The organism is Streptomyces sp. NPDC050164, assembly GCF_044459945.1.
GTDB lineage: Bacteria > Actinomycetota > Actinomycetes > Streptomycetales > Streptomycetaceae > Streptomyces > Streptomyces coeruleorubidus_A.
In genome coordinates this window covers 238,435-249,609 of sequence record NZ_JBITJK010000003.1, presented here as the reverse complement: position 1 = coordinate 249,609, position 11,175 = coordinate 238,435, and the positions used below count along the sequence as shown (strand labels likewise).

Below are 11,175 nucleotides of genomic sequence, written 5' to 3'. Positions count from 1 at the left end.
GTGACATGCACGCGGTGCGGGTAGACGGCATCGAGGTCGCCTACGACCGGGTGGGTCAGGGCCCGCCCCTGGTGCTCGCGCACGGCGCCACCACCGACGCCCGCCTGTGGCGTCCGCAGGTCGCGGACCTGGCAGACGAGTTCACCGTGGTCGCCTGGGACGAGCCCGGGGCCGGCCGCTCCTCCGACGTACCGCCCTCCTTCGTGCTGGCGGACTACGCCCGCTGTCTGGCGGCCGTCATCGAGGACGTGGGCCTCGGCCCCGCCCATGTCGCGGGCCTGTCCTGGGGCGGGACCGTCGTACTGGAGCTCTACCGGCACCACCCCGAGCTCGTCCGGACGCTGGTCCTCGTCGACACCTACGCCGGGTGGAAGGGCTCGCTGCCCCCGGCGGAGGTGCGGTCGCGGGTCGAAGGGGCGGAGCGGATGCTCGCCGTCCCGGCCGAGGAGTTCGCGCCGACGATGCCGGCCCTGTTCGCCGGGGAACCACCCGCCGAAGCCGTACGCCTGCTGTCCCTGATGTCGGGCGACACCCGCCCCCAGACCCTGCGGAACCAGCTCACCAACATGGCGGAGGCCGACCAGCGCGACCTGCTGCCCAGGATCGAGGTGCCCACGCTCCTGCTGTGGGGCGAGCTCGACACGCGCTCGCCGGTGGAGCTCGTCGCCCGCCCGTTCCTCGAAGCGATCCCGGACGCCACGCTGGTCGTGCTCCCGGGCACCGGGCACTTCAGCAACATCGAGGCCCCGGAGCCGTTCAACCGGACCCTCCGGGAGTTCTGCCGCGCCCGTTCCTGACCGGACCGGCCACGGCCCGGCGCGGCCTGTCGTGCCCGACGAGTTCCCCGGGCCGTTCGTGGGCGGTCAGGGTGTGCAGGCGGGCCTGGTCGAGCGGCTCGTGCACCTCGACGTACTCGCCGTGCGGCAGCCGCTTGATCACGCCGGTCTCCCGGCCGTGCAGCACCAGCTCCCGGTCGCGCAGCTGCAGCCCCAGGCAGATCCGCCGGGTGACGACGAAGACGACCGCCGGGACGAGGAACATCGCGATCCGCACCGCCCAGGTCACCGTGTTGATCGACAGATGGAAGCGGGTCGCCACGATGTCGTTGCCGCCGCCCGCCAGCAGCACCAGGTAGAGGCTGATCCAGGCCGCCCCGATCGCCGTGCGGACCGGGCGGTTGCGCGGCCGGTCCAGCAGATGGTGCTCGTGCCTGTCCCCGGTGAACCTGGCCTCCAGGAGCGGGTACACGCCGATGAAGAGCAGCAGCAGCGGGAACACCACGATCGGGATGAACACGCCCAGCACCAGCGTGTGGCCCCACAGTGTGATCTCCCAGCCGGGCATGATCCGCACCAGTCCCTCGGCGAAACCGAGGTACCAGTCGGGCTGGGCGCCCGTGGACACCTGGTCGGCGCGGTAGGGGCCGTACGACCACACCGGGTTGATCGTCGCCACCGCCGCCATCAGCGCGAGCACCCCGAACACCAGGAAGAAGAAGCCGCCCGCCTTCGCCAGGTACACCGGCATGAAGGGCGCGCCCACGACGTTGCGTTCGGTGCGCCCGGGGCCCGCGAACTGGGTGTGCTTGTGGTATACGACCAGCAGCACGTGGACGACGATCAGTGCCGCCATGACCCCGGGGATCAGCAGGACGTGCAGCGAGTAGAAGCGGGCCACGATGTCGTCGCCGGGGAACTCGCCGCCGAACAGGAACATCGCCAGGTACGTCCCCACGATCGGCACCGACAGCAGCGCGCCGTGCACGAACCTCAGGCCCGTGCCCGACAGCAGGTCGTCCGGCAGCGAGTAGCCGAACAGGCCCTCGAACAGGCCGAGGAAGAGCAGCAGCCAGCCGAACAGCCAGTTGACCTCACGCGGCTTGCGGAACGAGCCCGTGAAGAAGTGCCGCATCATGTGCGTCAGCATCCCGGCGACGAAGACCAGCGCCGCCCAGTGGTGCAGCTGCCGGATCAGCAGGCCGCCGCGCACGTCGAAGCTGATGTCCAGCGTGGAGGCGTACGCCTCGGACATGCGCACGCCGTTCAGCGGCGTGTAACTCCCCTGGTAGGTCACCTCGTTCATCGACGGATGGAAGAACAGCGTCAGATACACGCCGGTGAGGACCAGCACCACGAAGCTGTACAGGCAGATCTCGCCGAGCAGGAAGGACCAGTGGTCGGGGAACACCTTGCGCAGGTACTTCCGGCCGAGCGTGTGGGTGCCGAGCCGGCCGTCGAACCAGTCCGCGAGCCGCTCACCGCGTCCGGCGCTCACGCCGCCTCCCTGGGCAGGTGGGCGAGCTTGTCCGGGTTGGCGACGACGTAGATGCCGCACACCCGGTCGCCCTCCGGGGTGAGGTCCAGGACCAGGACGGCGTAGGGCGCGTCGCCGTCGAACAGGACCGCCGCGTCGTCGCCGTTGACGCGCCGGTAGCGGAACACCGGGTTGCTCGGGCCGCCTCGTCCGGAGGTGAGCAGCCGGGCCACCTTGTCCCGGCCGTGCACCGGGCGCAGGCTCGCCGGCCTGCGCTTGCCGCCGGCGTCCGTCCACGCCGTGACGTCCGGCGCGAGCACCTCCATCAGCTCGGCGATGTCCCCGCCGAGCGCCGCCCGCACGAACCGCTCGGTCGCCTCCCTACGCACCCGCGGATGCGCCTCGTACCGGGGCCGCCGCGCGTGCACATGCTCCCGGGCCCGGTGCGCCAACTGCCGTACGGCGGCGGGGGAGCGGTCGATGATCTCGGCTATCTCTGCGTGCGGGTAGCCGAACACCTCGCCCAGGACGAACACGGCCCGCTCCAGCGGGGTCAGCGCCTCCAGGACCACCAGCATCGCCAGCGACACCGACTCGGAGCGCAGGGCCGGGCCGTCGGCGGTGTCGGCTCCCTCGTCGGCGACCAGGGGTTCGGGCAGCCAGGAGCCCACGTACGTCTCCTGCCTGCGGCTGATCACGGCGCGGCGCCGCAGCGCGTGGTTGACCGCCACCCGAACCAGATAGGCCCGGGGATTGTCGACGCCGGCCAGGGGAGCGCCCCCGCCGCGGGCCGTCCAGGACAGCCATGTCTCCTGCAGGACGTCCTCGGTGTCGGCGACGCTGCCGAGCATGTTGTAGACGACGCCGAACAGCAGCTCGCGATGGTCGACGAACACCCCGGTCGCCTCGTCGAGCGGGGCTGCGGTGCCGGTTACGGGGATCTCGGTCATGCGTGGTCCTCCCAGAGACGCGCTCACTACTGCGAGCCGGGCGGGGCCCCGGAATGTGACATCGGGCGGTGTGATGTGATGCAGGTCTCAGCGGATGACCGACGGCGCACTTCCTCCGGTACCGTCGGTCCTACCATCTGACCTGGGGGTATTTACGAGTCAGTACCCGAGCGGTACCGTGAAGGCATGCCAGCTCTCAACGTGGAGTTCAGCGACCGCGAACTTGAGGACCTGCGGCAGATCGCCAAGGAGCGCGGTACGTCCATGAAGGCACTCGTGCGGGAGGCGGCCGCGGCCGACATAGCCCGCCACCGGGCCCTCCAGGAGGGCGCGGAGGCCTTCCGCAGGTTCTTCGCGACCCACGCCGATGAGTTCGCCGCCGCCTTCCCCGACGACGAACCGCCCAGCAAGGGCGAAGGGCGGGCCGCCTGACCGATGGCACCCGTCATCCATATCGACGTGCCGTGGCTGCTCCAGCGCCACGAGGAGGTCCTGCCGGACCAGCCCACCGTCAACGACTTCTCCGCGCTCGTCGCCGCCGTCGCCCGGCACCGCGTCGACCCGCCGCGCCTCGGGGTGAACTCCGACGCGGCCTGGCGGGCCGCCGCCCTGCTGCACACCATCACCGTGCTCCGGCCGCTGCCCTCGGCCAACGCCCGCTTCGCGTGTGCGACGGCCGTGGCGTACATGTTCGTCAGCGGTGTCGGCATCGACCCGCCCTACGGCGCCCTCGTCGACCTCGCCCGCGACCTGATGTCCGGCACGGCCGACGTCTACGGCGCGGCGGACCGGCTGCGGTCCTGGCAGATCTGAAAATGTCGAAAACCGGTGCGACCGGCGCGTATCCGTTCCCGTTTCTGACTTTCTGTCAAGGGCCTTGATGTTGCACGGGCGCCTTGTTGGTCGTGTGGGGGTTGTGCAAGAGTGAAACGCACGTGCGGGGGGAATGGCCGAGTGTCGCACGCGTTTTGCAGACCGGGTCCGATTCGCCGTCGGTGAATTCGCACCCCCCGCGCCGCGCCAAAAAAGGTACGCACCAACCGGGCTCCTTTTTCGGCGGCAGGACTTCTGTGTGTCGCTTGCGCGTGGGAAGGAACCATCTCAGTGCCCACCCCCCACCCCCCTCGTCCCCCCTATCCCCCGCCCGGCGGGGATCACGGGGAATCCGATGAATCTCTCGCCGCCCCGCTGAGAGGCAGCCCGGAGGGCGAGGTCGCCGCCCATTCCGTCGCGCTGCTGATGGCGCGGCACTGGCAGCCGGTGCACGAGTACGCGGTCATCTGTCTCGCCTCGTCGGCGCAGGTCGCCGAGATGGTCACGGGAATCGCCTTCCACCGGACGCTGAACCGCCTCGCCTTCGGCGAGTCGGCGGTCGCGCTGCGCCCGGCGCTTCTGGTGACCGTGCGCGACACGGTCCGGGAGTGGTCCGGCGACGACCGGATATCCGCCGTACTGTCGGCGTTGCAGAAACCGGCCGGAGGGCGCGGGCTGCGCGCGGCGACGTCCATGACGCCCGAAAATCGCGTCCTCGCGGAGCGGGCATTTCAGGCACTTCCCGCAGTCGCGCGCTGTTTGCTCTGGCACGTCGAGGTCGAGGCCGATCCTTTAAGCGTCCCGGCCGGTCTGCTGGGTATAGATACCGACATCGCGTCGGCCGCACTCGAACAAGCGCGTGACAAATTCCGCGAGGGTTGTGTACATGCCCATCGCGAACTCGCGCCGACCCAGGACTGCCGCTTCTACAACCGCCTCCTCGACGTCCCGATCCGCCGGGGCGGCGCACTGCTGCCCGACGTCCAGGAGCATCTGGCGGAGTGCCGTCATTGCCGGAACGCGGCCGAACAACTGAGCCATTTCGAGGGCGGGCTGGGCACGTTGATCGCCGAAGCGGTGCTCGGCTGGGGCGCCCGCCGCTACCTCGACTCGCGCCCGGGCCGGTCTTCGCACGGCACGCGGGGCGGGCGCGCGGGCCGGCGCGGCTCAGGGCGGGGCGACGGGCGGCCCGTGGGCGGGCGCCACCGCCTGCTGTCACGGATCCCCATGCAGGTCCGCCGGGTTCCGGGCGTGCGCATCCCGGGAGCGCTGCGCTCCTCACGGGCGCTGCTCTCGGGCGTCGGCGCGGTGTCGGCCGGGGTACTGGCGACCGTGCTCATCATCAGCGCGTCGTCCTACGACGGCGGCCAGGCCGACCCGGCCGGCTCCAACAGCGCCGCCGGCGGCAACGGCGCCGAGTCCCTCACGCCGCCCGGCACGGCCGGGCTTCCCACGGCACCGGGCGTGACGCGGCTGCGCAACGCCGGCGCCGGCCTGTGCCTCGACGTCCGGGACCTGCCCAAGGAGGGCTCGGGGACGCAGCTGGCGGAGTGCTCGACGGCGTGGACCCAGCAGTGGACGTACGAGAACGACGGGCTGCTGCGCAGCGTCGCCGATCCCGGCCTGTGCCTGGACTCGCACAAGGACGCCGGCGTCGTCGTCCTCGGCACCTGCGCCGAGGACGACGCCGAGCGGGGCCACGACGTGCGCTACGACCTCACCGTGCAAGGGGAGTTGCTGCCCCGCTGGGACGAGCAGCTCGCCCTCGCCTCCACCAACGACGACCCCGGTGCCGACGTCGTGGTCAAGGTCCGCGACCGCTCCGACGCACAGCGCTGGCAGGCCGAGCCCGTCCCGACGACGGCGGGTTCCCTGTCGATCGAGGAGCAGGAGGGGCCCACGGCCCGGCAGGTGACCCTGCCCCACGGCCGTACGGTGTGACCACGAGTCCCGGGGCCTGAGCGGGGCTGCGCGGCGCACGCGTCGCGCAGCCCACCTGTCAGGCCGGAGCCTCGATGAGGTCGCCCGGACCGATTGTGCCCGGCGTGGCGTGGCCCGACAGGGCCAGAGTGAGGTCGAGTTCGGCCAGCAGACACCGGATGACGTGTTCGACGCCCGGCCGGCCGTCGAGACCGAGACCGTAGACGTACGGGCGCCCGACGAGGACGGCGCGGGCGCCGAGGGCGAGTGCCTTGAAGATGTCGTCGCCGGTGCGGATGCCGCTGTCGAAGAGGACGGTGAGCCGGTCGCCCACGGCCTGAGCCACGCGGGGCAGCGCGTCGGCCGCCGCGACGGACCCGGCCACCTGGCGCCCGCCGTGGTTGGAGACGACGACACCGTCCATGCCCGCCTGTGCGGCCTGCCGCGTCGTCCGGGTGCAGCACTCCCTTGAGGACGATCGGGCCGTCCCAGTTCTCCCGCAGGAACGCCAGGTCCGGCCAGCTCTTCGCCGGGTCGGCGAACATCCCGACGAAGTGCATCACGGCCGCGTTCGGATCCTCGTGCACCGGCTTGGCCAGACCCGCCTGGAATGCCGGGTCCGAGAAGTAGTTGGCCGTGCCGACGCCGTGCAGGAACGGCAGATACGCCTGGTCGAGATCGCGCGGCCGCCACGCCAGCAGCGGCGTGTCCAGGGTGACCACGAGCACGCTGAACCCGGCCGCCCTCGCTCGGCTCAGGAAACTGCGGGCCACCTCGGGGTCCCTGGGCCAGTACAGCTGGAACCACCGCTCGGCGTCGCCCATCGCCTCGGCGACCTGCTCCATGGGCGTGCTCGACGCGGACGACAGGACGAAGGGCACGCCCTGCGCGGCGGCGGCCCGGGCCGCGGCGGACTCGGCGTCCGGGTGCATGATCGACAGCACGCCGACCGGGGCCAGCGCCAGCGGAGCCGGCAGGGCGCGGCCCAGCACCTCGACCGACAGGTCCCGTTCGTGCACGTCCCGCAGCATGCGCGGCGCGATCCGACGACGCTCCAGGGCCGCCCGGTTGGCGCGGGCCGTGCTGCCGTTGCCCGCGCTGCCCGCCACATAGCCGACCGGGCCGGGCCCGAGCCGCTGCTCGGTCAGCTCCTCCAGCCGGGTCAGATCGGTGGGCAGCCGCGGTACGGCACCCGTCATCCCGTTCAGATAGATCTCGTACTGGAAGTCCGCCCAGTGCTTGCCCACCGTACGCAACCGCCTCTCGCTGTCTCTTCGTTGAGACCGTGCCCCACGGCCGACGATACCGAGCGGTATGCGCGACGGCGGATCAGGGGCGGCTCCCCGCCGCGTCCAGGAGGCGGGCGAGTGCGTGCGGCTGCGAGAACATCGGCCAGTGTCCGGTGTCCAGCTCCACGAGCTCCCAGCTGTCGCTCTTGAGGAGTTCGGCCACCGCCGGCATCGGCTCGTCCCCGTCGAGCAGGCACTTCACATACGTCGCCGGGAGTTCGCCCAAGGAACCGGCGAGCACGGCCGGTTCGGTGAGCGTGGCACCCGGGTGCGGGGTCGAACCGACGATCCGGGCGATCTGCTCGTCCGTCAGCCCCTGCCCCGCGTAGTCCGGCGCGCCGAGCGGCGGCCAGAACCCGTCGTGCTCGGCGATCGACTGCCGTACGGGGTCGCTCGGCCAGCCCGACAGGAACGACTCGCCGTCCACCGGCACGTTCGCGTCGACGAACACCACGCGCCGCAACCGCTCCCCGATCCGCTCGGCGGCCTGCCCGACCGGTATGCCCGAGTAGCTGTGCCCCACGAGGACGACATCGCGCAGGCCGAGGCGCTCCACCTCGTCGACGATGTCCCGCACGTGCGTCTGCTGCCCGGCCGCCGCACCCTGCTTCTCGGCGAGGCCCGAGAGCGTCAGCGGATGGACGTCATGCCCGGCGCCGCGCAGCTCCGCGGCCACCTCGTCCCACGCCCACGCCCCGAGCCACGTCCCTGCCACCAGTACGAAGTTGGTCATGCCGACAACTTAGCCGAGGGGTCCGACAACGCCCCCTCGGCACCGGGCCCGGTGATCGGCGGCACCGGCACGTCGGCCGTCCGGGCCAGCCGCGCGCCCTGCGGCCCGTACACCGCACGGGGTTCGGGGAACAGCCGCAGCAGCGTCAGGAACAGCACCGCCGCCGCCACCAGCGACACGGGCAGACCGATGTCGACGCCGTTCGCGAGGTCGCCGAGCGGCCCGACGAACTGCCCGGGCATGTTGGTGAAGAGGACGCCGATCAGCGCCGAGACCCACCAGGCGGTCATGCCCCGCCAGTTCCAGCCGTGCGCGAACCAGTAACGGCCGCCGCGCTGACGGCGGTTGAAGACCTGGAGCGCCTCCGGGTCGTACCAGCCGCGCCGCGTCCAGTAGCCCAGCATCATCACGACCATCCACGGAGTGGTGCAGGTGACGATCATCGTGGCGAAGGTCGAGATGGACCGCACGAGGTCCAGCCCGAACCGGCCCGCGAAGACGAACCCGATCGACAACGCGCCGACCAGCAGCGTCGCCCGGACCCGGGACAGCCTCGGGAACACCGACGAGAAGTCGAGCCCGGTCCCGTAGAGCGCCGTCGTGCCCGTCGCCATGCCGCCGATCAGCGCGAGCAGGCACACCGGCAGGAAGAACCAGCCCGGCGAGATCGCGAGCAGCCCGCCCACGAAGTCGGGGGCTGCCGGATCGACGTACTGCGGCGCCTTGTTCGCGATGATGCTCGCGGTCGTCAGGCCGAACAGGAACGGCAGCAGCGTCGCGAGCTGCGACAGGAACGCGGCCCCGATCACCTTCCGGCGCGGGGTGCTCGCCGGGATGTAGCGCGACCAGTCGCCGAGGAACGCCCCGAACGACACCGGGTTCGACAGCACGATCAGCGCCGCCCCGATGAACGACGGCCAGAACAGTGCCGTCGTCGCCGCGTCCGCCGAGTCGGTGAAGACGCCCGCGTACGAGGGGTCGAAGTCATCCGCGAACGCCGCGGCGCCGAGCAGGAACAGCGCGCTCGCCGAGGTCACCGCGATCTTGTTGACGAACAGCATGAACCGGAAGCCGTAGACGCACACCGCGAGGACCAGCACCGCGAACAGCGCGTACGCGACGGCGTAGGACAGGTCTTCCCGGGCGAGACCGAAGAGCCGGTGGGCGCCGCCGACCAGGGCGTCGCCGGAGCTCCATACCGAGATGGAGAAGAACGCCACGGCCGTCAGCAGGGACAGAAACGAGCCGACCACGCGGCCGTGCACACCCAGGTGCGCGGACGACGACACGGCGTTGTTGGTGCCGTTGACCGGGCCGAACACCGCCATCGGGGCCAGGATCAGCGCGCCCGCGACGACCCCGAGGAGCGTGGCCGCGAGGCCCTGCCGGAAGGAGAGGCCGAACAGGATCGGGAAGGCGCCCAGGACGCAGGTGGAGAAGGTGTTGGCGCCGCCGAAGGCGAGCCGGAACAGGTCCAGCGGGGTGGCGGTGCGCTCGGCGTCGGGGATGCGGTCCACACCGCGGGTCTCGACCTCCGTCAGGGACGGGGGAGACGGGGCGGGGGAGGGGAGGTCGGTGCCCGGGGGACGTTCGGCCGACGAGGACAAGAGGGCTCCAGCGGAGACGGGGCGGTGGCGCGGCGGCGTGGCGGACGGCCGCTCGCCGGTGCCTGGGTGTGCGGCGGCGTGCGGATCCCGTCCTCTGGGGTGCTGCCGACGGTAGGGGGCCGCTGGCGAACGACACCAGAGGACGGTTCATCCAGTCGCGGTGTTGTCAGTGGACGAATCCTCCACTGAGGCGGTCACTCCTCGTCATCCGTGTGCTCGGCGTGATCCGCTTGGTCGGGCTCGGCGTCCGGCCCCTGGGCCCGGACCCGCTGTACGTGTTCGAGGGAGTCGCGCAACTCCGTGAGCCAGTCGTCGGTGTGACGCTGGACCAGGCGTACGCACCAGGCCAGCGCGTCGCTGCGGCTGCGGGCGACGCCGCCGGCGATCAGGGTGTCGAGGACCTGGCGCTCCGGCTGGCGCAGCCGCGTCATGACGGGCGCGGCCACGTGCGTGAAGAGGGTGCGCCGCCCGCCGCACTCCACACCCCAGGACACCTTCCGGCGGAACCGGTGCTCGGCCTCCCGGGCCACGGCCATCCGGTCCTCACGCGTTCGTTCCCGGAACTCCTGCACCCGGCTCTCCAGGGCCGCCTCCCGCTCGGCGGCCGGGGCGTCCTCGGCCAGCCGGGGTTCGGGGATGCGGCCGATCACGGTGATCTCCTCGCGGTCGACCGTGATCTCGGTCAGCTCCTCGAAGAGGTCGTCGGGAAGACGGCCGGCGAACCAGCCGCGCAGTTTCTCTCGCTGCTCTGTCGTAATCATGTAATGACGATTACTCGCCCGGAGCATGAACACAAGGGGCCGCAAAGCAGTCGGCCCAGAGCGGAATCGGAATGTTTCAGGCCTATTGACGAACACGCAGAAATCAGCCATCTGGCCGCTTCGTGACCTCGGAGTCCGCGCAGTTACGGGCTTCACGCGGGCGCATTCCGTAACTTCGCGCCACTGATTCAATACGCAATGTTACTGAAACCGGTGGGGTCGATGTGTGTTTCGGTGGCGGACTCGGCAGACTCGCGCTCGCCGTCCCGGGCACCGACCGAGCACGGGCCGGCACACCCTGTAATCGAGCGGAAGGATGCACACAATGCGGAACACCGCGCGCTGGGCCATGACCCTCGGCCTGACGGCCACCGCCGTCTGCGGACCCCTCACCGGGGCCGCGCTCGCCAGTCCGGGTCAGGCCCCCACCGCGCTCTACGCCCCGTCGGCCCTCGTTCTCACGGTGGGCCACGGGGAGGGCGCGGCCGCCGCGACTCCGGAACGCGCGGTCACCCTGACCTGTGCCCCGACGTCCTCCGGCACCCACCCGGTCGCTGGCTCCGCCTGCGCGCAGCTGCGCGGCGTCGGCGGCGACATCCACGCCCTGACCGCGAGGGACGGCGTGATGTGCACCAAGCAGTACGACCCGGTGGTCGTCACCGTCGACGGTGTCTGGCAGGGCAAGAGGGTCTCGTACGAGCGCACGTTCTCCAACGAGTGCGTGAAGAACGCCTACGGTTCCGGCGTCTTCGCGTTCTGATAGGCCGGGATCGCGCCGTTCCCGTGAGGCACAGGGGCTCGAGGCTGGGGAGCCGGGCCGCTGTCGCGGGGACCTGCGATCTCGTACAA

Annotated in this window: 10 protein-coding genes and 1 pseudogene; 5 read left to right on the top strand and 6 right to left on the bottom strand. The window is 71.3% G+C overall.

Translation table 11 applies throughout. The features are described from left to right. Positions 1–5 precede the first annotated feature (5 nt). The gene (locus ACIBNA_RS06525) at positions 6–797 is read left to right on the top strand and encodes an alpha/beta fold hydrolase (protein ID WP_399164134.1); all 792 of its coding nucleotides are present in this window, start codon (positions 6–8) and stop codon (positions 795–797) included. Here the strand turns inward: ACIBNA_RS06525 and ACIBNA_RS06520 are convergent. Both ACIBNA_RS06520 and ACIBNA_RS06515 read right to left on the bottom strand, forming a co-directional pair. Beyond that, a complete protein-coding gene (locus ACIBNA_RS06520; RefSeq protein WP_399164133.1) occupies positions 757–2,274 on the bottom strand; it encodes a cytochrome bc complex cytochrome b subunit in 1,518 nt (505 codons plus the stop codon). The two genes, ACIBNA_RS06525 and ACIBNA_RS06520, sit on opposite strands and share 41 nt — an antisense overlap. After that, on the bottom strand, positions 2,271–3,203 hold the full coding sequence (locus ACIBNA_RS06515; RefSeq protein ID WP_399164132.1) for a sigma-70 family RNA polymerase sigma factor: 933 nt from the start codon (positions 3,201–3,203) through the stop codon (positions 2,271–2,273). The genes ACIBNA_RS06520 and ACIBNA_RS06515 overlap by 4 nt, the downstream gene beginning before the upstream one ends. A gap of 186 nt (positions 3,204–3,389) precedes the next feature. On the opposite strand from ACIBNA_RS06515, the gene ACIBNA_RS06510 reads away from it, so the two are divergent. The 3 genes from ACIBNA_RS06510 (at position 3,390) to ACIBNA_RS06500 (ending at position 5,957) form a co-directional block, all read left to right on the top strand. Continuing rightward, positions 3,390–3,635 carry a hypothetical protein gene (locus tag ACIBNA_RS06510; protein ID WP_003994883.1) on the top strand — a complete coding sequence of 82 codons (246 nt, stop codon included), beginning with the start codon at positions 3,390–3,392 and terminating at the stop codon, positions 3,633–3,635. A gap of 3 nt (positions 3,636–3,638) precedes the next feature. Further along, positions 3,639–4,016 carry a toxin Doc gene (locus ACIBNA_RS06505; RefSeq protein WP_399164131.1) on the top strand — a complete coding sequence of 126 codons (378 nt, stop codon included), beginning with the start codon at positions 3,639–3,641 and terminating at the stop codon, positions 4,014–4,016. Positions 4,017–4,307: 291 nt separating this feature from the next. Beyond that, on the top strand, positions 4,308–5,957 hold the full coding sequence (locus tag ACIBNA_RS06500; protein WP_399164130.1) for an RICIN domain-containing protein: 1,650 nt from the start codon (positions 4,308–4,310) through the stop codon (positions 5,955–5,957). Between the two features lie 58 nt (positions 5,958–6,015). Here ACIBNA_RS06500 and ACIBNA_RS06495 read toward each other — a convergent pair. From ACIBNA_RS06495 to ACIBNA_RS06480, 4 genes and pseudogenes are all read right to left on the bottom strand, one after another. Continuing rightward, positions 6,016–7,183 (bottom strand): annotated as a pseudogene (locus ACIBNA_RS06495) (lactate 2-monooxygenase). A gap of 82 nt (positions 7,184–7,265) precedes the next feature. Further along, the gene (locus ACIBNA_RS06490) at positions 7,266–7,958 is read right to left on the bottom strand and encodes an alpha/beta fold hydrolase (protein WP_399164129.1); all 693 of its coding nucleotides are present in this window, start codon (positions 7,956–7,958) and stop codon (positions 7,266–7,268) included. Next, positions 7,955–9,565 (bottom strand): purine-cytosine permease family protein, encoded by a 1,611-nt coding sequence (locus tag ACIBNA_RS06485; RefSeq protein ID WP_399164128.1) that lies wholly within the window; start codon positions 9,563–9,565, stop codon positions 7,955–7,957. Before ACIBNA_RS06485 ends, ACIBNA_RS06490 begins: the two co-directional genes overlap by 4 nt. Positions 9,566–9,759: 194 nt before the next feature. Beyond that, positions 9,760–10,326 (bottom strand): hypothetical protein, encoded by a 567-nt coding sequence (locus ACIBNA_RS06480; protein ID WP_399164127.1) that lies wholly within the window; start codon positions 10,324–10,326, stop codon positions 9,760–9,762. A 325-nt stretch (positions 10,327–10,651) separates the two neighbouring features. Here ACIBNA_RS06480 and ACIBNA_RS06475 point away from each other — a divergent pair, with 325 nt between their 5' ends. Continuing rightward, the gene (locus ACIBNA_RS06475; protein ID WP_399164126.1) at positions 10,652–11,086 is read left to right on the top strand and encodes a protease inhibitor; all 435 of its coding nucleotides are present in this window, start codon (positions 10,652–10,654) and stop codon (positions 11,084–11,086) included. Positions 11,087–11,175: the final 89 nt, after the last annotated feature.